The organism is Pseudomonas sp. LjRoot71, assembly GCF_964253255.1.
Lineage (GTDB): Bacteria > Pseudomonadota > Gammaproteobacteria > Pseudomonadales > Pseudomonadaceae > Aquipseudomonas.
The window spans coordinates 841,624-863,942 of record NZ_CAXURA020000001.1; the positions used below are offsets into that span (position 1 = coordinate 841,624).

At 61.7% G+C, this 22,319-nt stretch carries 23 protein-coding genes; 11 read left to right on the top strand and 12 right to left on the bottom strand.

Annotated elements, in window-relative coordinates:
• Nucleotides 1-71 precede the first annotated feature (71 nt).
• On the top strand, nucleotides 72-878 hold the full coding sequence (locus ACSQ17_RS04020; RefSeq protein WP_436067682.1) for a substrate-binding periplasmic protein: 807 nt from the start codon (nucleotides 72-74) through the stop codon (nucleotides 876-878).
• Nucleotides 879-956: 78 nt separating this feature from the next.
• On the opposite strand, the gene ACSQ17_RS04025 is transcribed toward ACSQ17_RS04020, so the two are convergent.
• The 7 genes from ACSQ17_RS04025 to ACSQ17_RS04055 all read right to left on the bottom strand — a co-directional run bounded on the left by ACSQ17_RS04025 (nucleotide 957) and on the right by ACSQ17_RS04055 (nucleotide 7,635).
• Nucleotides 957-2,009, bottom strand: a complete 1,053-nt coding sequence (locus ACSQ17_RS04025) for a TRAP transporter substrate-binding protein (RefSeq protein ID WP_436067683.1) — start codon at nucleotides 2,007-2,009, stop codon at nucleotides 957-959.
• A 167-nt stretch (nucleotides 2,010-2,176) separates the two neighbouring features.
• Nucleotides 2,177-3,502, bottom strand: a complete 1,326-nt coding sequence (locus ACSQ17_RS04030; RefSeq protein ID WP_436067684.1) for a TRAP transporter large permease — start codon at nucleotides 3,500-3,502, stop codon at nucleotides 2,177-2,179.
• The gene (locus tag ACSQ17_RS04035; RefSeq protein ID WP_436067685.1) at nucleotides 3,502-4,008 is read right to left on the bottom strand and encodes a TRAP transporter small permease subunit; all 507 of its coding nucleotides are present in this window, start codon (nucleotides 4,006-4,008) and stop codon (nucleotides 3,502-3,504) included. The genes ACSQ17_RS04030 and ACSQ17_RS04035 overlap by 1 nt, the downstream gene beginning before the upstream one ends.
• Nucleotides 4,009-4,158: 150 nt before the next feature.
• The gene (locus ACSQ17_RS04040; RefSeq protein ID WP_436067686.1) at nucleotides 4,159-5,106 is read right to left on the bottom strand and encodes an alpha/beta fold hydrolase; all 948 of its coding nucleotides are present in this window, start codon (nucleotides 5,104-5,106) and stop codon (nucleotides 4,159-4,161) included.
• A gap of 228 nt (nucleotides 5,107-5,334) precedes the next feature.
• Nucleotides 5,335-6,444, bottom strand: coding sequence for an NADH:flavin oxidoreductase (locus ACSQ17_RS04045; RefSeq protein WP_436067687.1), 1,110 nt, complete (start codon nucleotides 6,442-6,444; stop codon nucleotides 5,335-5,337).
• Between the two features lie 36 nt (nucleotides 6,445-6,480).
• Entirely contained in the window at nucleotides 6,481-7,083 is a 603-nt protein-coding gene (locus ACSQ17_RS04050) for a TetR/AcrR family transcriptional regulator (RefSeq protein WP_436067688.1), read from the bottom strand.
• Nucleotides 7,084-7,347: 264 nt separating this feature from the next.
• Entirely contained in the window at nucleotides 7,348-7,635 is a 288-nt protein-coding gene (locus tag ACSQ17_RS04055) for a PA4642 family protein (protein WP_436067689.1), read from the bottom strand.
• Between the two features lie 183 nt (nucleotides 7,636-7,818).
• Between ACSQ17_RS04055 and dauA the strand changes: the two genes are divergently transcribed.
• Nucleotides 7,819-9,558, top strand: coding sequence for a C4-dicarboxylic acid transporter DauA (dauA, locus tag ACSQ17_RS04060; protein ID WP_436067690.1), 1,740 nt, complete (start codon nucleotides 7,819-7,821; stop codon nucleotides 9,556-9,558).
• Here dauA and ACSQ17_RS04065 read toward each other — a convergent pair.
• A complete protein-coding gene (locus ACSQ17_RS04065; protein ID WP_436067691.1) occupies nucleotides 9,555-10,028 on the bottom strand; it encodes a WbuC family cupin fold metalloprotein in 474 nt (157 codons plus the stop codon). The genes dauA and ACSQ17_RS04065 overlap by 4 nt on opposite strands.
• A 5-nt stretch (nucleotides 10,029-10,033) precedes the next feature.
• Nucleotides 10,034-10,591 (bottom strand): hypoxanthine-guanine phosphoribosyltransferase, encoded by a 558-nt coding sequence (locus ACSQ17_RS04070; protein WP_436067692.1) that lies wholly within the window; start codon nucleotides 10,589-10,591, stop codon nucleotides 10,034-10,036.
• Nucleotides 10,592-10,840: 249 nt separating this feature from the next.
• Between ACSQ17_RS04070 and upp the strand changes: the two genes are divergently transcribed.
• Nucleotides 10,841-11,479: a uracil phosphoribosyltransferase gene (upp, locus tag ACSQ17_RS04075; protein WP_436067693.1), complete on the top strand. Its 639-nt coding sequence runs from the start codon at nucleotides 10,841-10,843 to the stop codon at nucleotides 11,477-11,479.
• Nucleotides 11,480-11,481: 2 nt separating this feature from the next.
• Nucleotides 11,482-12,747, top strand: a complete 1,266-nt coding sequence (locus ACSQ17_RS04080; protein ID WP_436067694.1) for a uracil-xanthine permease family protein — start codon at nucleotides 11,482-11,484, stop codon at nucleotides 12,745-12,747.
• Nucleotides 12,748-12,802: 55 nt separating this feature from the next.
• Here the strand turns inward: ACSQ17_RS04080 and ACSQ17_RS04085 are convergent, their stop codons facing one another.
• From ACSQ17_RS04085 to ACSQ17_RS04095, 3 genes are all read right to left on the bottom strand, one after another.
• Nucleotides 12,803-14,134, bottom strand: coding sequence for a spinster family MFS transporter (locus ACSQ17_RS04085; protein WP_436067695.1), 1,332 nt, complete (start codon nucleotides 14,132-14,134; stop codon nucleotides 12,803-12,805).
• A gap of 156 nt (nucleotides 14,135-14,290) precedes the next feature.
• Entirely contained in the window at nucleotides 14,291-15,313 is a 1,023-nt protein-coding gene (gene hemH / locus ACSQ17_RS04090; protein WP_436067696.1) for a ferrochelatase, read from the bottom strand.
• Nucleotides 15,314-15,325: 12 nt separating this feature from the next.
• Nucleotides 15,326-16,228 (bottom strand): TIGR01777 family oxidoreductase, encoded by a 903-nt coding sequence (locus ACSQ17_RS04095; protein WP_436067697.1) that lies wholly within the window; start codon nucleotides 16,226-16,228, stop codon nucleotides 15,326-15,328.
• Between the two features lie 190 nt (nucleotides 16,229-16,418).
• On the opposite strand from ACSQ17_RS04095, the gene ACSQ17_RS04100 reads away from it, so the two are divergent.
• From ACSQ17_RS04100 to ACSQ17_RS04130, 7 genes are all read left to right on the top strand, one after another.
• Complete coding sequence (locus ACSQ17_RS04100; RefSeq protein WP_436067698.1) at nucleotides 16,419-17,411, top strand: NAD(P)/FAD-dependent oxidoreductase; 993 nt, start codon at nucleotides 16,419-16,421, stop codon at nucleotides 17,409-17,411.
• Complete coding sequence (locus ACSQ17_RS04105; RefSeq protein ID WP_257778852.1) at nucleotides 17,408-17,653, top strand: TIGR02450 family Trp-rich protein; 246 nt, start codon at nucleotides 17,408-17,410, stop codon at nucleotides 17,651-17,653. Before ACSQ17_RS04100 ends, ACSQ17_RS04105 begins: the two co-directional genes overlap by 4 nt.
• Nucleotides 17,654-17,778: 125 nt before the next feature.
• Nucleotides 17,779-18,744, top strand: coding sequence for a YbgA family protein (locus tag ACSQ17_RS04110; RefSeq protein ID WP_436067699.1), 966 nt, complete (start codon nucleotides 17,779-17,781; stop codon nucleotides 18,742-18,744).
• The gene (locus tag ACSQ17_RS04115) at nucleotides 18,741-19,682 is read left to right on the top strand and encodes a MerR family transcriptional regulator (RefSeq protein WP_233686383.1); all 942 of its coding nucleotides are present in this window, start codon (nucleotides 18,741-18,743) and stop codon (nucleotides 19,680-19,682) included. The genes ACSQ17_RS04110 and ACSQ17_RS04115 overlap by 4 nt, the downstream gene beginning before the upstream one ends.
• Nucleotides 19,683-19,696: 14 nt before the next feature.
• A complete protein-coding gene (gene phrB, locus ACSQ17_RS04120; RefSeq protein WP_436070426.1) occupies nucleotides 19,697-21,136 on the top strand; it encodes a deoxyribodipyrimidine photo-lyase in 1,440 nt (479 codons plus the stop codon).
• Nucleotides 21,133-21,555: a nuclear transport factor 2 family protein gene (locus ACSQ17_RS04125; protein ID WP_436067700.1), complete on the top strand. Its 423-nt coding sequence runs from the start codon at nucleotides 21,133-21,135 to the stop codon at nucleotides 21,553-21,555. The genes phrB and ACSQ17_RS04125 overlap by 4 nt, the downstream gene beginning before the upstream one ends.
• The gene (locus tag ACSQ17_RS04130) at nucleotides 21,552-22,319 is read left to right on the top strand and encodes an SDR family NAD(P)-dependent oxidoreductase (protein ID WP_436067701.1); all 768 of its coding nucleotides are present in this window, start codon (nucleotides 21,552-21,554) and stop codon (nucleotides 22,317-22,319) included. Before ACSQ17_RS04125 ends, ACSQ17_RS04130 begins: the two co-directional genes overlap by 4 nt.

Here is a 22,319-nt window from a genome sequence, read left to right on the forward strand (position 1 = left end):
CACAGACCACCACCCGCCGAATACCTGGCTGCATGTGCACAGTGGCCGCCAGAAGCCATACCGGAGATTGTTTGAACCCGATGTCCCGCACCCTGCCAGCGTCCGGCCAGACTCGGCATCGCACAACAGTTACCGCCGCACTGGTGCTGGCCCTGGCTGCCTGGCTTGCGCCTACGGCTTGCTTGGCGCGTGACTGGCTGATCTACACCCACAGCCTGGATAGCCAGGCTGTGCTGATCGACGGGCAGCTGCGCGGACGCGAACATGCCGGCAAGCGGGCGTTCTTTCTGGAGCTAGTGCGCGAGCTGCTGACTGATATGGCCGAGCCGCTGCCAATCCTGGAAGTGCCCTTGGCGCGTGGTCTGGCGCAACTGCAACAGCGTGACGATGTGGTGCTCTTCAACCTTGGCAAAACTCCGGAGCGCCTGCCGCTGGCGCACTGGGTCGGGCCCATCTGGGAAGAGACCGACTGGCTCTACGAAAACACCCAACGACCCACCGGTATCCACAACCTGGAAGCTGCCAAGAACCTGCCGGTATGCGTACTCAACGGTAGCTCCCATGACGAACGCCTGACAGCCATGGCGTTCTCGCAGCTAAAGCGCAACAACGCCTACAGCACCTGTTTCAGCATGCTCGCAGCCGGCCGGGTTGCGCTGGTTGCCTCGGCCGACTCCGGGCTCGCCCAGAGGCTGCACGAGGCTGGCGTCGCGGCTGACAAGGTACGCCCAAGTGCCGTGCAGCTGGGCCGCGACGAAGGCTATATCGCCCTGTCACGTGGGATGCCGGAGCAGGACATCGCGCGCTGGCGCGCTGCCTTGTTGCACGTGCAGCAGGATGGTCGCTTCCAAGCCTTGCACAATCGCTACGCGCACTGACTGAGTCGCCTGCCCGCCGCGCAAAAAAATACGCCCGCATCTTGCGCTGCGGGCGTGAGGTGTAGCGAACCCAGGCAGCTAGCCGCGATAGGGCGCGCCGGCCTTGGCCATCAGGGCGTTGTACTTCTTGAAGATTTCCACCACCCGCGCACATCGTGGGCTGGTCTTGGCGATTTCGTCCCAGAACTTCTGCGCCTCGGCCTCCACCGTGGCCCACTCCTCGGCCGGGATCGAGGTCAGCTGCAGCTTGCCGCCCTCAACCCGCAGTTGCGCCTCGCCACCCCAGTACCAGTGCTGGCGGTAGTAGTTGGAGCTGTCCATGCACAGCTTGAACAGGGTTTTTAGGTGCTCGGGCACTTCGGCCCATTTATCCGAGTTGGCGAAGTAGGAGCCGCACCAGGCCCCGGAGATGTTGTTGGTGAGGAAGTACTTGGTCACGTTGGCCCAACCGACGGTGTAATCCTCGGTGATGCCGGACCAGGCGATACCGTCCAGCTCGCCAGTCTGGATCGCCACTTCAACGTCCTCCCAGGGCAGAGTCACCGGAATCACGCCAAAGCGGGTGAGGAACTTGCCCGCCGTGGGGAAGGTAAAAATGCGCTTGCCTTTAAGGTGTTCAAGCTTGGTGATCGGCTCCACCGTGGCGAAGTGGCACGGGTCCCAGGCACCCGCACCGAGCCAGGTCACGCCTTTGACCTCGCCATAGGCCTCAGCCCAGATTTCATTGAGCCCGTACTGGTTGAACAGCACGGGAACATCCAGGCTGTAGCGCGTGGCAAACGGGAAGTAGCCACCAAACACCGAGATATCCACCGGTGCGGCAATGGAGTCGTCGTCACTCTGCACGGCATCGATGGTGCCCTTCTGCATCGCGCGGAACAGCTCGCCGGTGGGCACCAACTGATCGGCGTAATACAGCTGGATTTCCATCTCGCCATTGGCTGCCTTGTTGAAGGCGTCGATGGACGGTTTGATCACATGCTCACCCAGTGCCGGGCCGGCATAGGTTTGCAGGCGCCAGGTGATTTTCTTCGGCTCGGCCGCGTAGATATGCGCCGAGCCCAGCGCCGTTGCCCCGACGGCCCCGGTGGCCACTGCGGCGGTTTTCAGAAAACTGCGTCTCGTACTCATGCTGTGATCTCCAGACGTGTCGATTCAGGTGGCATACAACTGCTCTGCGTAACCCGGATGGGCTCGCAGGGTTTCAGACGGGCAACCTGTACCTGGTAATGCCTGAGCCACCCGAGCATGGGCGGCTGTAACCGGCACGACTGCGCTTACCTACTGCTGAATAGGGCTCAGCTACCGTAGTGCCACTGCGGTAGCCACAGGGCGATCTGCGGGAAGACCATGACCAGCGCCAGGGCCAGAATCATGATCAATACGAATGGGGTGACCGACACGTAGATATCGCGCAGCGAGACTTCCGGCGGAGCCATGGCGCGCATCAGGAACAGGTTGTAGCCAAAGGGCGGGGTCATGTAGGCGATCTGGCAGGTGATGGTGTAGAGCACGCCGTACCACACCAGATCGAAGCCCAGCGCACCGACCAGTGGAATATAGAGCGGTGCAACGATCACCAGCATGGCCGTGTCATCCAGGAACATGCCCATGATGATGAACGACACCTGCATCAGGATCAGCACTTCCCAGGGGCCCAAACCGAGGCTGTCGAGAAACAACGCTTCAATCGCCTTGACCGCCCCCAGGCCATCGAACACCGCACCGAAGCACAGCGCCGCGAGGATGATCCACATAAACATGCAGCTGATTGCCAGCGTCTTGCGCAGGGTTTCTTCCATTACGCTGCGGTTCAGACGCCCCTTGAGCCAGGCCATCAACGTTGCAGCCGCCGCACCCACCGCCGAACTTTCCACCAGGCTGGTGATGCCCATGAGAAACAGCCCGGTCATGCAGAAAAAGATAAACAGCGGGGCAATCCCGGCCTTGAGCAGCAGCAGTTTTTCGCGCGGGCTGATCTGCTGACGCTCAGCCTCGGAGAGTGCCGGCCCCATGTTCGGCTGGATGCGGCAGCGAATGGCGATATACAGCACAAACAAGCCGGCCATCATCAAGCCGGGAAACACGCCGGCCAACCACAGCTGGCCGACGGGCTGGCGGGCGATCATGCCGTACAGCACCAGCACCACGCTGGGCGGAATCAGGATGCCCAGCGAGCTGCCGGCCTGGATCACCCCGGTGACCATGATTTTGTCGTAACCACGACGCAGCAACTCCGGCAAGGCAATGCTCGCGCCGATGGCCATGCCGGCCACACTCAAGCCGTTCATCGCCGAGATCGCCACCATCAGACCGATGGTGCCAATGGCCAGGCCGCCATTGAGCGGCCCCATCCAGACGTGGAACATCTTGTAGAGGTCTTCAGCCAGCCCCGACTCGGAGAGCATATAGCCCATGAATACGAACAGCGGCAGGGTCAGCAGCGGGTACCACTTCATCAGTTTCATGGCGGCACTGAAGGCCATTTCCGACCCGCCGTCGCCCCACAGCAACAGGGCGGCTGCGGCGGCCACAAAACCGATAGCGCCGAACACCCGCTTACCGGTGAGCAGCAGCAACATCATCGAGGAGAACATCAGCAGGGCAATCAGCTGGTAATCCATTACAGGGTTTCCCCCAGGGCAGCGGCAATGTCCTTGAACAGCGTGGCAACGGCCTGCAGCAGCATCAGGGCAATGCCAATGCACATGATGATCTTGATCGGCGCCATGGGTGGCGACCAGGCCGAGTAACTGGTTTCGCTGTACTCAAGGGCGTACTGGGTCGAGGAGATACCGCCGTAAAGCAGCAACACCAGGTAGAAGAGCAGAAAGCCCACCGTCAGCAGATCCATGATTGCGCGGGTGCGGAGCGACCAGTTGCTGTAGAACAGGTCCATGCGCACATGGGCATCCAGTTGCATGGAATAGGCGCCGCCGAGTAGGAAGTAGGCGACCATCAAAAACTGCGCCGACTCCAGCGTCCAGGCGGCCGGGGTAAAGAAGGTCTTGCCGATCGAGGAGTAGAGCAAGACCCCAAGGATGGCGAAGATCAGGTACATGGCAAAGCGCCCAACAACGCGGTTGAGTGCTTCCACTGCGTATACAAACCACCTGATGGCCCTGAGCATAACGGCTACCCACTGGATAATTGTTATCTCGAGAGCCTAGACCATGATTGGCAAAACCAAGCGCCGCCGATGCCCGCAGCCCCCCTCACCCGTGTACCTGCATGGTTAAACCCGCGTGCCGAGCACCCGACAAAACTGCGGTATGCGCGGCTAGCCCTCTAGAAAGGCCTTCAGCACAGCCACGGTGCGCAGCGGGTCCTCTTCTTGGGGCACGTGACCCAGCTCGTCGAACAGCACCAGACGGCTGCCTTTGATATCGCGCTTGAAACGCTCGGCATTGACCGGCGGAATCAATTCGTCGCGCCCGCCCCAGATAATCAGCGTCGGCACCTGCAACTCGGCAATTCGCGTGTAGCCCTGCCCGGCTTCAGCCTGAATAAAACGCTGGCGCAAGGCCTCACGGTTGCCAGCGCGCAGGGTCAGCTCGTAATAACGGTCGATCAGCTCATCACTGACCTTGCTCGGGTCGCCATAGACGTTACGGATGCTCGCCTCAATCATCACGCGCGGCAGCAGGTTGGCCATCAACGGCGCCAGTGCAGGCATCTGCGCCAGACGAAAACCGATGGGCATGGAGGTGGCGTTACGTGGGTAACCGGCGGCATCCACCAGCACCAGTCGTTCGACCCGCTGCGGCTGATCCAGAGCAAACTGCCAGGCCAGTTGGCCGCCGAAACTGTTGCCGGCCAGTACCACACGCGACACCTGCAACTGATCCAGCACATGGCCGAGGAAGGCGCTGTAGTGGGCCATGCGGTAATCACCATCGGGGAATGGCCCGGTCAGGCCGAAGCCCGGCAGATCGAGGCTGATCACCCGCCTCTGGCTCTGCAACTGCGCCACCCAGCCCTCCCAGGTGTGCAGGCTGGCCGAGGTGCCGTGCAGCAGCACAATCGGCGCAGGGTCATCACGCGGGCCCTGATCACGCAGGTGCACCAGCATGCCGTCGATAGCCAGAAATGATGATGGTGGCAGGGCCCAGCGCGGCTTGAGCTGCGCCACGGGGCGATCCGGTGCCCAGTTCCAAGCAACCGCAGCGGCCAGGCTGATCAGCAACAGCAGGACAACGGATACGGCAATCTGCACAACACGTTTCATGGTTGATACCTGGTGACAAAACTCTGCCAATACTAGTCAACGGCGCGGCGCTTGCCTGTGACCGTCGTGCACCAACCGGTTGTAGGAGCGGCCCATGGCCGCGATAAGGGCTTCGTGGGTATGGCCCGTTCCTACAGGTTGCTCATTTAAAAGACGAAAAAAAGCCCCGATGTGCCGGGGCTTGAGGAGTGTTGCGCCGTTGTGCGGCGCACACGATAAAGCGAATGATCAGACCAGGCTGGTCAACGCATCACGGCTAAACGGCAGAATGTCCTGCTCGCGGCCATCGCGTACTTTCACTGCCCAATCCGGGTCAACCAGCAGGGCGCGGCCTACGGCTACCAGGTCGAACTCCTGCTTGTTCAGGCGCTCCAGCAGGTTTTCCAGGCTGGCCGGTTGCGCCACCTTGTCGGTGTTAACCATAAATTGCAGGAACTCGCCGTCCAGGCCGACGCTGCCGACGGTGATGGTCGGCTTGCCGGTGAGCTTGCGCGTCCAGCCGGCCAGGTTGAGGTCCGAGCCTTCGAACTCTGGTTCCCAGAAGCGGCGGGTCGAGCAATGGAAGATGTCCACGCCAGCGTCGCTCAGCGGCTTGAGGAATGCCCCCAGCTCTTCTGGCGTCTGCACCAGACGGGCGGTGTAATCCTGCTGCTTCCACTGCGAGAAGCGGAAGATGATCGGGAAGTCCGGCCCTACAGCCGCACGCACGGCCTGAATCAGCTCGATGGCAAAACGCGAGCGCTGCGCCAGGTCACCGCCGTATTCGTCGGTGCGCTGGTTACTGCCAGCCCAGAAAAACTGGTCGATCAGGTAACCGTGGGCGCCGTGGATTTCCACGCCGTCCATGCCAATGGCTTTAGCATCTTTGGCGGCTTGGGCGAAGGCGGCGATCACGTCCTTGATATCGTCCTGGGTCATGCCGTGCACAACCACATTGCCCTCTTTAATTTTTTCGCTCGGGCCGTAGCCTGGAACGCTGGCATCCGGCTCGGTGCCCAGCTTGCGCACATTGCCCACGTGCCAGAGCTGCGGAACGATCTTGCCGCCTTCGGCGTGCACCGCTTCGACCACTTTCTTCCAGCCGGCCAGGGCGTCTTCACCGTAGAAACGCGGCACGTTCGGGTAACCGTTGGCAGCTTTGTGGCCGACGGTGGTGCCTTCGGTGACGATCAGGCCCACACCAGCAGCGGCGCGGCGGCGGTAATACTCGATCACCTTGCTGTTAGGCACGCCACCTGGAGAGAAGGAACGGGTCATCGGCGCCATGACCACACGGGTCGGCAGCGCCAGGTTGCCCAGGCTGAAGGGTTGGAACAGCGCTTTAACTGAATCGGTCATGATCATTCCTCGGGGCGCTTGGAGCAGCGCAACTGGTTAAACGGGGGAAGCCTGCAACAACAGCTGCAAACGGTGGATAAAGTCAGTCAGGGCGCGGGTGTTGTTGGCCACCTTGAGCCGGGTCAGTGCGCCTTGCCAGGCGTTGGCGATAAAGCTCGCCAGGTTGCGGCAATCTTCGTCAGCAGGGAGTTCACCCGCGGCTTGCGCCTGCTCCAGGCAAGCCTGAAGGATGTCCGCCGAGGCTTGCAGAATCGCATCGACCTGCGCACCCAACGTCGGCGACAGCTCGGCCATTTCGAAGCTCAAGCTGCCGATAAAGCAGTGGTATTCCAGACGCTCCTGGCGAGCAAAGTGCTCCACCAGCTCGCTGTAATAACCCAGGATGCGTTCACGCGGGCTGAGCGCCGCGTTGCTCAGGGCTTCGGCATAACGTGCCAGGCGCGGCTGATAGACCTGCTGCAAGGCCTGCAGGGCAAAGTCTTCCTTGCTGGCGAAGTAGTGGTAGAAGGAGCCTTTCGGCACCCCCGCTGCCTTGACGATTTCCTGCACGCCAGCGCCGTGATAACCGCGACGGGTCATTACCTCGGCACCTTTGGCGAGGATCAGGTCACGCTTGTCGAGTCGAATGCTGGAGTTCATGCCAGCAAGAATATGACCGGTCGTCTCGCCCCGCCCAGCACTATTGATTTGCGTGATTATCAGCAAGAAGCGCAGCGGGTAATGCCTGGGCAGAGCTGGCGTCCATAGGATTTCGCGAGCATGGCTCGCTCCTACAGGTATCAGTCACTCTAGGAGCGGGCCATGCTCGCGATAACTGTGGATCAACAACAGGATTGAGCGCAGCGCTCCACGTTGTACAAAACGCGGAGCCAAGCCAGGCGAGCGCCTGGCGGAGGGGGTAAATCAGCCGCGAGCGGCTTTGATCACGTCAATGTAAGGCTCGGCAAAGCGTTGATCCTGGATCAGCGCGATAAAGTCATGGCCCTGGGCATCTTTGGCATTCAGGTCGTAGCCAGCGGCCACGAAGAAGCCAACAAAACGCTCGAAGTCATCGATACGCAGGCCGCGATAGGCTTTGACCAGCTTGTGCAGCGACGGCGGCGTGGCATCAGCCGGCTCCACAGTCAGGAAGAGCTTGATCGGCTCGTCACCAATCTCTTCGCCAATCACCTGTTTCTTGTCTTTACGCATCATTCACTCCAGCTCACCAAGCCACACGGGGCCGGCAGTGTACCTCCGGCGCAGGCCATGGCTCAACGGATGGCAGGCAGCTGCTCGAATTAGCATGCGGCGAAACAGCTGCACAGCCGACTTAGGTCAATACAGCGCAGCATGCCTTGCCCCTATACTGCGCATGGACACTTGGGAGTCATTATGTCGTTGCCCTTACCGCCGCTATTCTCCGCCTGGCGCCAGACCTTGCGCGCCGGCTATGGCTGGAAAAACCTGCGCAGTGATCTGAGTGCCGGTTTAACGGTGGGGATCATCGCCATTCCACTGGCCATGGCCCTGGCGATTGCCGTCGGTGTGGCGCCGCAGCACGGCCTGTACACGGTGCTGGTGGCCGGCACGCTGATCGCCCTGTTTGGTGGTTCGCGCTTCAACGTCTCCGGGCCGACTGCCGCCTTTGTGGTGATTCTGTTGCCGGTCACCCAGCAATTCGGCCTCGGCGGCCTGCTGCTGTGCACCCTGCTGGCCGGGCTGATTTTGATTGCGCTAGGCCTGATGCGCGCCGGCCGGCTGATCGAATTTATCCCCTACCCGGTCACCCTGGGTTTCACCGCCGGTATCGGCATCGTCATCGCCACCTTGCAGATCAAGGATTTGCTTGGTCTGCACCTGAGTAGCCAGCCGAATCACTATCTGGACCAACTCAACGCCCTGCTGCACGCCATGCCGAGCCTGCAACTGGGCGATAGCCTAGTGGCGCTGGTGTGCCTGGCGGTGCTGCTGATCTGGCCACGCTGGGTGCCGAAGATCCCCGGTCATCTGGTCGCGCTGACCGCTGGCGCCCTGCTCGGGCTGCTATTGGAAAGCCTGCAGATTCCGGTGGCCACCCTGGGGGAGCGCTTCAGCTACAGCCTCAATGGGCTTGAACACCCGGGTATTCCGCCGTTTCTGCCGAGCCTGGTCTGGCCCTGGCAGCTGCCTGGTGCCAATGGCCAGCCGCTGGTGGTGAATTTCGAACTATTCCGTCAGTTGCTGGCACCGGCTTTTGCCATCGCCATGCTCGGGGCCATCGAGTCACTGCTCTGCGCGGTGGTTGCCGATGGCATGACCGGCAGCAAACACGACCCCAATGGCGAGCTGATCGGCCAGGGCATTGGCAACCTGGTTGCGCCCTTCTTCGGCGGCATCACCGCCACCGCCGCAATTGCCCGCAGCGCCGCCAACGTGCGTGCCGGGGCCTACTCGCCACTGGCGGCGATTACCCATGCCGGGGTGGTGCTGATTGCCATCCTGTTTCTCGCGCCCTTGTTCAGCTACCTGCCGATGGCCGCGCTGGCAGCCTTGTTGCTGGTGGTGGCGTGGAACATGAGCGAGCCCCGGCATGTGCAGCACACCCTGCGCATCGCCCCGCGCAGTGATGTGCTGGTGCTGTTGACCTGCCTGATTCTCACCGTGCTGTTCGACATGGTGCTGGCCGTGGGCGTTGGCCTGCTGCTGGCTGCCGGGCTGTTTATCAAGCGCATGAGCGACCTGACCGATACCGCGCCACTGCCCAGGCACTTTCACCAGGCGCTTAATGATCTGCCCGAACACGTGCTGGCCTACGCCATTCGCGGGCCACTGTTCTTCGGGGCGGCGGAAAAGGCCCTGAGCGTGCTGCGCCGCTTTACGCCGGGAGTGAAAGTGGTGATCGTCGATATCAGCGCCGTACCGCTGCTGGACATGACCGCGATTGCCGCACTGGTCAATGTGCTGCGCGACTACCGCGAGCAGCAGGTCGCCCTGGTGCTGAGTGGTCCAACGCCTCAGGTGCGCCTGCAATTGCGCCGCGCCGGGATTGTTCGTGCAGAAAGGCAGCTGGCATATGTGCGTGACCTGGCCCAAGCCAGGGAAAAAGCACTGCGCTGGCTGGCACCCAAGGCTGATGGGGAATCAGCGGATTAAGTGAATTGTGCGCGCATCCAGGCCTGGTAGTCGGCGACGCCAAGCTCACCTTCACGCGGCGCCCAGTTGGCCTGCTCGCCGTTCCCCACAGGTTTGTAGGGCCCGGCTTTGCATTCGAAGAGAATGCTGTCGGCTTCCAGCACCACAAGAGCATGAAATACTCCAGGCGGCAGGTCGACACCGACACACTCGCCGCCGGCCTGCAGCACGCGCTTATCCAACACCTCACCGACGTCATTGAAGATCAGCACGCCCAGGCGGCCTTTGAGCACCAGCAGCGCTTCGGCCTTATCCGCCGAAAGATGGCGGTGTGGCGGGATGTAGGTGTCCGGCTGCAGCCCGATAGCCATGCGATGACAGGGCTCTTCCATCTGGTGGAAGTTATGGTGCTGGCGTTGCCGTGGGTTGGCCGCCGCTTGCTCGACCAGTGCGCCGAACAGGGTTTGATCGAGAAAGCGCGGCCCACTCATACGTCCTATAGTCCTTTGACCGCGTAGATGCCTGGGGCATTGCGCCAGTAGCCCTTGTAGTCCATGCCATAACCGAAGATATAACGGTCGATGCACGACAGCCCGACGTAGTCGGCTTTCAGGTCCGGCCGCGCCTTGCGGTTGTGTTCCTTGTCGATCAACACGGCGGTGTGCACCGCGCTGGCACCGGCATGGCGGCAGAAATCGATGATCGCACCGAGGGTGTGCCCTTCATCGAGGATGTCGTCGATGATCAGCACGTCACGGTCGATAAAGGAGATTTCCGGCTTGGCCTTCCAGAACAGCTCGCCACCACTGGTTTCATTGCGGTAGCGGGTGGCATGCAGGTAAGACGCTTCCAGCGGGAAGTTGAGTTTGGGCAACAGCTTGCCGGAGAAAATCAGCCCGCCATTCATCACGCAGAACACCACCGGATTACGCTCAGCCAGCACAGCGTTGATCGAGGCCGCTACCTGATCAATGGCCGCTTCAACTTCGGCCTCGCTGTACAGGCAATCGGCTTCGGCCATGACTTGGCGGATATGCGCGAGATCGGCAGACATGCTGTTTCCTCTTGGGGGCGGGACGCAGCGCAGCCAAAAGCTGATCAATGCGTCAAAATAAAAGCCGGCAAAGGTACGCATCTGCGCCCAACAGAGCAAGCCCCGACAGACCAACTGCGGCAATTGCCCGCAAGCGGCGACACGTTAGCTGCTTTTTAGCGACTTTAGCCCATCCAGGCCCAGCATTTGCCGTAGCCAATGCTTTAATCTAACGCGAATTTTTGCCCGTCCTCCCGGAGATCCCTGCCCATGCCCATCCTCGAGATTCGCCACCCGCTGATCCGCCACAAACTCGGTCTGATGCGCCGCGCCGATATCAGCACGAAGAACTTTCGCGAGCTGGCGCAGGAAGTCGGCGCCCTGCTGACCTATGAGGCGACCAAGGATCTGCCCCTGGAAAACTACGAAATCGACGGCTGGTGCGGCACCGTGCAGGTGGAAAAAATCTCCGGCAAAAAAATTACCGTGGTGCCGATTCTGCGTGCCGGTATAGGCATGCTCGAAGGTGTGCTCAGCCTGATTCCGGGGGCCAAGGTCAGCGCCGTCGGCGTAGCACGCAACGAGGAGACGCTGGAAGCGCACACCTACCTGGAAAAACTGGTACCGGAAATCGACGAACGCCTGGCCATGATCATCGACCCGATGCTGGCCACCGGCGGCTCGATGGTCGCCACCATCGACCTGCTGAAAAAAGCTGGCTGCAAGGAAATCCGCGCCATGGTGCTGGTCGCCGCGCCGGAAGGCATCAAAGTGGTCAACGACGCGCACCCCGATGTGACCATCTACACCGCCTCCATTGATCAGCGTTTGAACGAACACGGCTACATCATTCCCGGCCTCGGTGATGCCGGCGACAAGATTTTCGGCACCAAACAGAAGGATGCTTAAGCATGCAGGACGAATACAACGACCCGCTGCCGCGGCAGATTCTATCCGGTGCGCAGATGCTCTTCGTGGCCTTCGGCGCGCTAGTGCTGATGCCGCTGATCACCGGCATGGACCCTAACGTCGCGCTGTTTACCGCCGGCGTCGGCACATTGCTGTTCCAGCTGGCTACCGGCCGCCAGGTGCCGGTCTTTTTGGCATCGAGCTTCGCCTTTATCGCGCCGATCATCGCCGCCAAGGGCGAGTTCGGTCTGCCGGCGGTACTCGGCGGCGTAGTCGCAGCCGGCTTCGTTTATATGTTTCTCGGCCTGGCGGTGCGCCTCAAAGGCCCGGGTTTTATCGACCGCATCCTGCCGCCGGTGGTGATAGGCCCGGTGATCATCGCCATCGGTCTGGCCTTGTCGCCGGTCGCGGTAAACATGGCCATGGGCAAGACGGGTAACGCCAGCGCACAACTGGTGCCCTACCAAACTGCCATGCTTATCTCCATGCCAGCGCTGGTAACTACCTTGCTGGTCGCGGTGCTCGGCAGCGGCCTGCTTCGCTTGGTGCCAATCATCGCCGGCATAGTGGTTGGCTGCGGGCTGGCGGCCTTCTTCGGGGTGATCGACACCGCCGGTATTGCCGCCGCACCCTGGTTGGCGATGCCAAATTTCGTCGCCCCCGAATTCCACTTGGGTGCCATCCTCTACATGCTACCGGTCGCCCTAGCTCCGGCCATCGAGCATATAGGTGGGGTGATCGCAGTCGGCACCGTCACCGGCAAGGACTTCGTGCGCAAGCCCGGCCTGCATCGCACCTTGCTTGGTGACGGCCTGGCCACTTCGGCCGCAGGCCTGTTTGGCGGCCCACCCAATACCACCTACGCCGAAGTCACCGGTGCAGTGATGCTGACCAAAGCCTACAACCCGAAGATCATGACCTGGGCAGCCGTCTTCGCCATTGGCCTGGCCTTTATCGGCAAGTTTGGTGCCGCACTGCAGAGTATCCCCGTGCCGGTAATGGGCGGCATCCTCTGTCTACTGTTCGGTTCGATTGCGGTAGTCGGCCTGAATACCCTGATCCGCCATCAAGTCGACCTGTCCGAGGCGCGCAACCTGATCATCGTCTCGGTGACGCTGGTGTTCGGCATCGGCGGCATGGTCATCGGTGGCAACGAGTTTGCCCTGTCCGGCATCTCGCTGTGCGCTATCAGCGCCCTGGCGCTCAATCTGCTGCTGCCCGGCGGCCAGGGCTGGCGTAGCAAGACCGTGCTGGAAGAGCCGGAGTAAATCGCGCCCAGTAAAAAGCCCCGCATCTGCGGGGCTTTTTTATTCTTGTGTTGCTTCAGGCCGGATTGGCTGACCACTGCTGCAACCGCACCACACTCTCACGATAGGGTTTGAGGCTCATGCTCAGCAGCACAATCGAGCTGAACACGGCGATGCTGGTGACGATCAGCAGCGAGTAACGCAGCGCCATGTCATCGGCAAACACATAGTCGGTCACCAGCGCCACCGCCGTCGGGCCGATGCCCAAACCAATCAGAGTGATCACAAACAGATAGATGGCCGAGGCCTGGCCACGCATCGAGTTGGGCATGATTTCCTGAATTGCTGCCGGCGCCACGCCGAACGGCATGCTCAGGAAGAACACCGTCGGTGCCATCAGCACGGCGGCCCATATGGCGCTATCCATCAATGGAAAGGCCAGCACGCACGGCACGGCGCCGAAAGCGGCATACAGGCCGACACGCATATTGGCGTCGCTGCTGCCGCGCTTGGCCATCCAGTCGGCCAGACGGCCACCGAAGACAATGCCCAAACAGCCGAACACCGCCACGATGCTGCCGTAAACAATACCGACCTGGCCGGCATCCCAGCCGTAGGTGCGGATAAAGAAGGTCGGAATCCAGGCTGCGCTGCCATAACCGGCAAACGCCAGGCCGGCAAAGCCAAAGTTATGGCACAGCACAGTGCGCCGGTTCGCGCGGATATATCGCCCGACATCCGCCAGCGGTACCGCGACACCGGCCCCCACGCCGCGACGTGCAGGCTCCTTGACTGCCAGCAGGAGCAGGGTGAACAGAATCCCCGCGCCGCCAAGAATCAGAAAGATCAATTGCCAAGGCCGTACTTCACCGAATACCGGCAGCACCACATCGCCTTGAGCGGAAGCGAACTGAATCACCAGGCCACCGAGCAGAAAGGCCAGCCCTGAACCGAGGTAAACCCCCATGGAATACACGCTGATGGCGGTAGCGCGGCGCTCGGCTGGAAAGCTGTCGGCAATCAGCGAGTAGGCCGCTGGCGACAACGCCGCCTCGCCAACACCCACGCCAATGCGGCAGAGCAGAAATTGCCAGTACAGCTTGGCCATACCGCAGGCGGCGGTGGCGGCACTCCAGAACAGTACGCCAAAGGCGATCAGGCCACGGCGGCTTTTGGTATCGGCCAAACGACCCAGGGGAATCCCACACACGGTGTAGAACAACGCAAAGGACAGGCCCATCAGCAGGCTCATCTGCGTGTCGCTGATCATCAGGTCACGGCGGATCGGGCCGACCAGCAGATTGAGAATCTGCCGGTCGATAAACGACAGCACGTACGCCACCATCAGGATGGCGACAGTCACCCAGGCACGGGTGGAAGAGGGATAGCCGTTATTGTTGTTGAGCACTGGCAGTCTCCTCGGCACCGCTGGTGCGGTGCACGACGGTTGAAAGAGCTGCCAGCTTAGGCCGAGTTGCAGGGTGCTGAGTATCGCTCGTAGGTGTTATCAGTCAGGCGAATGCGCGGCATCCTTTTGGGCGAATAACCGTCACAGCATATTTCTCTAGAGCTGCAGCGGCGCACGTTCGCTGAGGGTTTTCAGGGCAGCGACCCAACTGGGATGATCATTCAGACACGGCACCAGCTGCAGGCTTTCGCCGCCAGACTCAACAAACTGCTCGCGGCCACGGTCGCCGATTTCTTCCAGGGTTTCGATGCAGTCGGCGACAAAAGCCGGGCACATCACCAGGAGCTTCTTCACGCCCTGTTTGGCCAGCTCATCCAGGCGCGTTTCGGTGTAGGGCTCGATCCACTTGGCGCGACCCAGGCGCGACTGGAACGACACTGACCACTGCTCGGGCTTGAGGCCCATACGTTCGGCAAACAACTCGGCGCTGCGCAGGCACTGAGCGCGGTAACAGCTTGCGAGCACTTCGGGCGAGGCCGTACGGCAGCAATCGTCACCCTTCAGACAATGGCCAGTGGCGTCCAGCTTATGCAGGTGACGCTCCGGCAGACCGTGGAAACTCAGCAGCAGGTGGTCGAATTCCTGCTCAAGATAAGGCTTGGCGCTGTCGACCAAGGCATCCAGGTATTCCGGCTGATCGTAGAACGGCGGCAGGATGGAAAAGCGAATGGGCAGCTGTTGCTCACGCACCACACGCTTGGCCTCTTCAATCACCGTGGTGGTGGTGCTATCGGCAAACTGCGGATACAGCGGCGCCAGGGTGACTTGCTTGATGCCCTGCTCAGCCAGGCGGGTCAGTACGGTTTGCAGTGACGGCTCGCCATAGCGCATCGCCAGTTCCACCGGGCCGTGGGTCCAGGACGCCTGCATCGCCTTGTGCAGGCGCTTGCTCAATACCACCAGCGGCGAGCCGTCTTCCCACCAGATCGAGGCATAGGCATGCGCCGACGCCGCCGGGCGTTTGATCAGAATCAGCGAAACCAGCAGACGCCGCAGCGGCCAGGGCAAGTCGATGACGTAGGGGTCCATCAGAAACTGATTGAGATAACGGCGCACATCGGCGACTTCAGTAGAGGCTGGCGAACCCAGGTTAACCAGCAGCAATGCGTGATCGGTCATGCAAAGTCCTAATCAGTGATGGCCCAGCAGGTCTGCCAGGGCCACATCCAAATGAGTAAAACGAAAACTGAAGCCAGCCTCCTGCAAGCGCGTCGGCATCGCCCGCTGGCCACCAAGCAGCAGCACCGACAGCTCACCCAGCAGCACGCGCAGGGCAAACGCCGGGGCCGGCATAAAGGTCGGACGGTGCAGCTCGCGGCCCAGAGCCTGGCTGAAGGCGCGGTTACGCTCCGGCGTCGGCGCGCAGGCATTATAAGGACCGCGCGCGGCGTCCTGCTGCAGGAGAAAATCAATCAGGGCGATTTGGTCAGCCAGATGAATCCATGGCATCCACTGCCGACCATCGCCCAGCGGCCCACCCAAACCGAGCTTGAACGGCAGCAGCAGACGCTTGAGCAACCCGCCGTCACTTGCCAGCACCAGCCCGGTACGCAGCAGCACCACACGGATGCCCAGCTCTTCGGCGCGCAGAGCGGTTTCTTCCCAGGCGCCGCACAGCTGCGCGGCGAAATCCTCACTCACCGGCGGCGAGTCTTCATGCAACTCGCGCTCGCCACTGTCGCCATACCAGCCTACCGCCGAGCCGGACAAAAGCACATGCGGCTTATCCGCGCGGCGCTCCAGCCAGGCCAGCAGTTGTTCCGTCAGACCGATCCGGCTGGCCCACAGCAGCGCCTTGCGTTTGCGCGTCCAGGGGCGGTCGGCAATTGGCGCGCCGGCCAGGTTGACCACAGCATCCAGCGGCTCTTCAGCCAGCTCATCGAGCCGACCAATACCGCGCACCGCGTCGCCACAGAGGGCCGTGACCTGTTCAGGCCGACGGCTCCACACTGTCAGCTGATGGCCTTGCTGCAGCCAGTGCCGACACAGTGCGCGCCCGATCAAACCCGTTCCACCGGTCAGAAGAATGTGCATGCGCCTGTCCTCATATGTGCCCTGGTTAAATCGCCGCCCATTGATTTGTGCCTGTGTGGCTTCAATCCGGCTGCAGGTTGTCTTAACTATAGAAAGGCAGGATCGACTCCGACATAGCTTATACACAAAAACAATATTGTATAGCTTTTGTCTAAAGCGTAGCCTAACGCTTGAAAACACGAGGTAGACCATGACCACTCTTCACCCCATCGCCATCATCGGCACCGGCATCGCCGGGCTGTCTGCCGCTCAGGCGCTGCATGCCGCCGGCCACCCGGTGCAACTGTTCGACAAGAGCCGCGGCAGTGGCGGCCGCATGGCCAGCAAACGCAGTGATGCCGGCGCGCTGGACCATGGCGCGCAATACTTCACCGCTCGCGACCGCCGCTTTGTCGAGGTGGTGCAGCAGTGGCAAGCGCGTGGCTGGGTCGCCGAATGGACGCCCAGCCTCTACAACTTCAATAACGGCCAGCTCAGTGCCTCGCCGGATGAACAGGTGCGCTGGGTCGGCAGCCCGCGCATGAGTGCGATCACCCGCGCCATGCTCGGCGCACTGCCGGTGACCTTCTCCTGCCGCATCACCGAAGTGTTTCGCGGCGAGCAGCACTGGCACCTGCAGGACGCCGAAGGCAACAGCCACGGCCCGTTCAGCCATGTGATCGTCGCCACCCCGGCGCCGCAAGCCACAGCACTGCTCTCCAGCGCACCCAAGCTGGCCGGCGCGGCAGCGAGCGTGGCCATGGACCCGACCTGGGCCGTCGCCCTGGCCTTCAACAACCCACTAGAAACCCGTGTCGAAGGTTGCTTCGTGCAGGACAGCCCGCTCGACTGGCTGGCACGTAATCGCAGCAAACCCGGACGCGACACCCAACTCGACACCTGGGTGCTGCATGCCACCAGCCAGTGGACCAAGCAGCACTTGGATATGCCCAAGGAAGCGGTGATCGAACACCTGCTCGGTGCCTTCGCTGAACTGATCGGCTGCGCTGTGCCGGCCCCGGCTTTCAGCCTGGCGCACCGCTGGCTCTACGCGCGCCCCGCCAGCGCGCACCAGTGGGGCGTGTTGGCCGATGCTGACCTGGGTATCTATGCCTGCGGCGACTGGTGTCTGTCGGGTCGGGTTGAAGGCGCCTGGCTCAGCGGCCAGGAAGCCGCCCGCCGCCTGCTTGAGCACCTGCAATGAGCGCGCCTGCGCACAAAGCACCTGGCAGGCATCGGCTTAATCCGCGCAAGCTGCTGCTGTCAAAGTGGACGGCGACAAAGCCGCAGAATCGCGAGAAGCACTTTCTCGTCACCGAACTGTTCTGCGATGAAGAAGGCACGGTACTGCAGATCGAACTGCAGGCCGTGCTCAGCCAACGCTGCCAACGGCTGGACTGGCGCGCACTGGAAAACCCCGAGCAGTGGCGCATGGGCTGGACGTAACACCCTCACACACAAAGCCATACAGTAGTTGTACAAAAATATTGACTTGTACAATTACAAACCTATGATGAACTCAAGTTGTACATCCACCAGGATCTGTACAAGTCGTACATCAGAGGTTATCCATGAGCCCATCCGCCAACGCCGTCGCTAAACCCAAACTGGGTATCAGTGCCTGCCTGCTGGGCAATGAGGTGCGCTACAACGGCGGGCACAAGGAATCGCGCCTGTGCAGCCGTATCCTCAGCGAGCATTTCGACTTCGCCCCGGTGTGCCCGGAAGTGGCCATTGGCATGGGCACGCCGCGTGAGCCGATCCGCCTGGTTGGTGATCCGCAAGCGCCGCGCGCCGTCGGCACGGTTAACCGTGCCGTGGATGTGACCGCGCCGCTGGCTGCATATGGCGAGCAGATGGCCGCTGAACTGACCGATATCTGCGGCTACATCTTTATGCAGCAGTCGCCGTCCTGCGGCCTGCATCGGGTCAAGGTCTACCAGGACAACGGCCGCCCCAGCGAGCCGGGCCGCGGCCTCTTTGCTCAGGCCTTCTGCGCCCGCCACCCGAACCTGCCGGTAGAAGAAGACGGCCGCCTGAACGACCCGATCCTGCGCGAAAATTTCATTACCCGCGTATTCGCCTATTCCCAGTGGCAACATCTGCTGCGTGATGGCCTGACGCGCAAAAGCCTGATCGACTTCCACTCGCGCTACAAATACCTGCTGATGGCCACCAACCCCATGCAGTACAAGCTGCTCGGGCGCATGCTCGGCAACCTGGGCCAGCACGACATCAACGAACTGGCGCCGCGCTACTTCAGCGAGCTGATGAGTGCACTGAAAAGCTGCGCCACACGCCGCACCCACAGCAACGTGTTGCAGCACCTCAGCGGTTACCTCAAACAATCGCTGAGCAGCGAAGAGAAACAGGAAATGCAGCAACTGATCGGCCAGTACCGCCATGGCGTGGTGCCGCTGGTGGTGCCCATGACCCTGCTCAAACACCACTTCCGCCGTCATCCCGACCGTTACATCGCGCAGCAGGTCTACCTGCAGCCGCACCCGGAAAACCTCAGCCTGCGAAATGCCCTATGAGCCTTGAACCGATCAGTGACAGCCAGGCCGCCGACGACTATCAAGCCGCGATCGCCCAGGGCTTTATGCCGATTCGCGATGTGGCGCGCATCACCGGGGTCAACGCCGTCACCCTGCGTGCCTGGGAACGCCGCTATGGGCTGATCGTGCCGCACCGCACGCCCAAAGGTCATCGTCTGTATTCCGAGGAACATGTCACGCGCATCCAGGCGATTCTGACCTGGCTGGACCGTGGCGTGTCGGTGAGCCAGGTCAAGGGCCTGCTGCGCTCCAATCAACCGGCCTTTGCCGAAGCCAGCTCGCAGTGGGAGAGCAAACGCCAGCAGTTGCAGGAAGCCATCTGCAACCTCAACGAGCGGCGTCTGGACGATTGCTTCAACAGCGAGCTGGCACTCTACCCGCCGCATACTCTGTGCCAGCAACTGCTGCTGCCACTGCTCAGCGAGCTTGATCTGCGCTGGCGCAACCAGTTCGGCGCGCAGGCCGAGCGGGTGTTCTTCTACTCCTGGCTGCGCAGCAAACTCGGTGCCCGCCTGTACCACAACAATCGCCAGTACAACGGCGCGCCGCTGCTGCTGATCAACGTTTCCGACCTGCCGATGGCCCCCGGTCTGTGGCTCACGGCCTGGCTGGCGAGCAGCGCCGGCAGCCCGGTGGACGTCTTCGACTGGCCACTGCCGCCCACCGAACTGGCCCTGGCGGTTGAACACATCCAGCCGCGCGCGGTACTGCTGTATTCCAGTCAGGCATTGAACAGCAACCACCTGCAACGCCTGCTTGGTGGTTACGACTGCCCCTGCCTGCTGGTCGGGCAAGTGGTGCAGATCCACGCCAACGAGCTGCAGAACATCACCGCACAGAATGCCGAACTGAGCCTGGCCGCCGACCCACTGGCCGCCCTGCACAGCCTCACCGACCTCAACCTGCTGCACAGCTAACAGGATTCAACATGCTGCAATTGATGTGGTTCCGCACCGACCTGCGGGTACAGGACAACAGCGCCCTGGCAGCCGCCATGCGCAGTGGTCCGACCGTGGCGTTGTTCCTGCTCAGCCCCGGCCAGTGGTTGACCCATGATGACGCGCCAAGCAAAGTCGACTTCTGGCTGCGCAACCTCAAAGAACTGGCCACTGAACTGGGCAAGCTCAACGTACCGCTGCTGGTGCGTGAGGCCGACGACTGGAGCGCCGCATCGCAGGTGATCGCTGAGCTGTGCCAGCAACTGCAGATCGGCAGCGTGCAGGTGAATGAAGAATACGGCGTGCATGAAAGCCGCCGTGATCAGGCCGTGGCGCAAACCCTTGATGGTCTGGGGGTGAATTTTCACAGCCACCTGGATCAACTGTTCTTCAAGCCCGGTAGCGTGCTGACCAAATCCGGAGGTTACTTTCAGGTCTACAGCCAGTTCCGCAAGGTCTGCTACCAGCGCCTGCACAGTGCCCTGCCCGCACTGATCGCCACACCCAAAGCGCAGGCGCCGCTGACGATCCAAGGCGATGCCATACCTGAACAGGTCAGCGGTTTTGCTCTGCCCCCAGCAGCCCTGCGTGAATTGTGGCCGGCCGGTGAAGCCGAAGCCGCACGGCGTCTGGGTGATTTCGCCGCGCAACAGATCGACTTCTACCAAAGCGCCCGCGATTTCCCCGCACAGCCCGGCACCAGCCAGCTGTCCGCCTACCTGGCCGCCGGAGTGATCTCGCCGCGCCAATGCCTGCACGCGGCACTGTCGGTCAACCAGGGTGAATTCGACAGCGGCAATACCGGTGTGGTGACCTGGATCAACGAGCTGCTCTGGCGTGAGTTCTACAAGCACATCCTGGTCGGCTACCCGCGCGTGTCCATGCACCGCGCCTTCCGCCCGGAAACCGAAGCCGTGGCCTGGCGTGATGCGCCGCTGGAACTGAAAGCCTGGCAACAAGGCCGTACCGGCTTCCCGATTGTCGATGCAGCGATGCGTCAGCTGCTGGCCACCGGCTGGATGCACAATCGCCTGCGCATGATCGTGGCGATGTTTCTGACCAAGAATCTGCTGATCGACTGGCGTGAAGGCGAGCGCTTCTTTATGCGCCACCTGATCGACGGTGACCTGGCGGCGAACAACGGCGGCTGGCAGTGGAGTTCATCGACAGGCACCGATTCGGCGCCGTATTTCCGCATCTTCAACCCGTTGAGCCAATCGCAGAAATTCGACCCGGACGGGCGTTTTATCCGCCAGTGGCTGCCCGAACTGGTCGGTTTGAACAAAACCAATATTCATAACCCGGCAGCCATGGGCGGCCTGTTCGGCATCGCCGACTACCCCGCACCGATTGTCGACCTGAGTAAAAGCCGTACGCGTGCCCTCGCCGCATTCAAAAGCCTGCCGCACTTTGCCGGGGAGGAGGTGCTGTGAGCGACTTTCTGCGCCAGTTCGCCCAGGACTTTGCCGGGCTGAACAAGGACAACCTCGACCACCTCGGCCAGCTCTACAGCGACGATGCGTTGTTCTGTGACCCGCTGCACGAGGTGCGTGGGCTGGCCAATATGCAGCGTTACTTCGGCGAGATGTACACCAACGTCAGCGAGCTGCGCTTCGACTTCTACGGCTTCGATCAGGTACGCGACGGCGAAGGCTACCTGCGCTGGACCATGAGCTACCGCCATCCGCGCCTGGCCGGCGGCCAACTGATCCGCGTGGAAGGCTGCTCGCACCTGTTGTGGCACGACAAAGTCTATCGTCACCGTGACTATTTCGACGCCGGCAGCCTGCTCTACGAGCACCTGCCCTTACTCGGCGCAGCAATCCGCTGGCTGAAACGGAGGTTGGCATGAACGCGAACGCACGACGTATCTGGCTCACCGGCGCCAGCAGCGGTATTGGCGCGGCACTGGCCGAACAGCTGCTCGAGCAAGGCCATCGCCTGGCCCTCAGTGCGCGCAGCGTCGAACCGCTGCAAGCCTTGGCCAAACGCTACCCACTGCAAGTGCTGGTGGTGGCCGGCGACCTCAGTGATGCCGCGCAAGTGCGTAGCATCGGTGAGCACATCGCTCAGGTTTGGGGCGCGCTGGACTGCGCCATCCTCAATGCCGGCACCTGCGAATACGTTGAAGTGCGCAGCTTCGAGGCGGCCATGGTCGAACGGGTGATGCGCGCCAACCTGTTCTCGGCCAGCTACTGCATCGAAGCCGCCCTGCCCCTGCTGCGCCTGGGTAATCGCCCGCACCTGGTGGGCGTCGGCAGCTCGGTGACCTTTATGCCGTTGCCGCGCGCCGAAGCCTACGGTGCCTCCAAGGCCGCCATGCGCTACCTGCTGGAAGCCCTGCGCATCGACCTGCACGCGGAAAACATTGCCGTCACCCTGGTCAGCCCCGGGTTTGTCGACACTCCGCTGACACAGAAAAACGACTTCTCCATGCCCATGCGCTGGCCGGTGGACAAAGCCGCCGCTTACATCGCTCAGCGTCTGGAAAAGCAGCCCTTTGAAATCGCTTTCCCTGGCCCGTTTATTGCCATTCTCAAACTGCTCGGGCGCCTGCCCAAAGGCCTGCAGGTTGCCCTCGGCGCCCGCATGGCCCGCACCGAAGCCAAGACCTAA

Excerpts from the sequence above, each read along its gene's own strand:
- ACSQ17_RS04070 (WP_436067692.1), bottom strand. The coding sequence starts at position 10,591 with ATGTCTGCCGATCTCGCGCATATCCGCCAAGTCATGGCCGAAGCCGAT.
- ACSQ17_RS04045 (WP_436067687.1), bottom strand. The coding sequence starts at position 6,444 with ATGACCGATTCAGTTAAAGCGCTGTTCCAACCCTTCAGCCTGGGCAAC.
- ACSQ17_RS04055 (WP_436067689.1), bottom strand. The coding sequence starts at position 7,635 with ATGCGTAAAGACAAGAAACAGGTGATTGGCGAAGAGATTGGTGACGAG.
- ACSQ17_RS04130 (WP_436067701.1), top strand. The coding sequence starts at position 21,552 with ATGAACGCGAACGCACGACGTATCTGGCTCACCGGCGCCAGCAGCGGT.
- ACSQ17_RS04115 (WP_233686383.1), top strand. The coding sequence starts at position 18,741 with ATGAGCCTTGAACCGATCAGTGACAGCCAGGCCGCCGACGACTATCAA.
- upp (WP_436067693.1), top strand. The coding sequence starts at position 10,841 with ATGCCCATCCTCGAGATTCGCCACCCGCTGATCCGCCACAAACTCGGT.
- ACSQ17_RS04095 (WP_436067697.1), bottom strand. The coding sequence starts at position 16,228 with ATGCACATTCTTCTGACCGGTGGAACGGGTTTGATCGGGCGCGCACTG.
- ACSQ17_RS04065 (WP_436067691.1), bottom strand. The coding sequence starts at position 10,028 with ATGAGTGGGCCGCGCTTTCTCGATCAAACCCTGTTCGGCGCACTGGTC.
- ACSQ17_RS04050 (WP_436067688.1), bottom strand. The coding sequence starts at position 7,083 with ATGAACTCCAGCATTCGACTCGACAAGCGTGACCTGATCCTCGCCAAA.
- ACSQ17_RS04105 (WP_257778852.1), top strand. The coding sequence starts at position 17,408 with ATGAGCGCGCCTGCGCACAAAGCACCTGGCAGGCATCGGCTTAATCCG.
- ACSQ17_RS04110 (WP_436067699.1), top strand. The coding sequence starts at position 17,779 with ATGAGCCCATCCGCCAACGCCGTCGCTAAACCCAAACTGGGTATCAGT.
- ACSQ17_RS04100 (WP_436067698.1), top strand. The coding sequence starts at position 16,419 with ATGACCACTCTTCACCCCATCGCCATCATCGGCACCGGCATCGCCGGG.
- ACSQ17_RS04035 (WP_436067685.1), bottom strand. The coding sequence starts at position 4,008 with ATGCTCAGGGCCATCAGGTGGTTTGTATACGCAGTGGAAGCACTCAAC.
- ACSQ17_RS04030 (WP_436067684.1), bottom strand. The coding sequence starts at position 3,502 with ATGGATTACCAGCTGATTGCCCTGCTGATGTTCTCCTCGATGATGTTG.
- ACSQ17_RS04040 (WP_436067686.1), bottom strand. The coding sequence starts at position 5,106 with ATGAAACGTGTTGTGCAGATTGCCGTATCCGTTGTCCTGCTGTTGCTG.
- ACSQ17_RS04025 (WP_436067683.1), bottom strand. The coding sequence starts at position 2,009 with ATGAGTACGAGACGCAGTTTTCTGAAAACCGCCGCAGTGGCCACCGGG.
- hemH (WP_436067696.1), bottom strand. The coding sequence starts at position 15,313 with ATGACCGATCACGCATTGCTGCTGGTTAACCTGGGTTCGCCAGCCTCT.
- ACSQ17_RS04080 (WP_436067694.1), top strand. The coding sequence starts at position 11,482 with ATGCAGGACGAATACAACGACCCGCTGCCGCGGCAGATTCTATCCGGT.
- dauA (WP_436067690.1), top strand. The coding sequence starts at position 7,819 with ATGTCGTTGCCCTTACCGCCGCTATTCTCCGCCTGGCGCCAGACCTTG.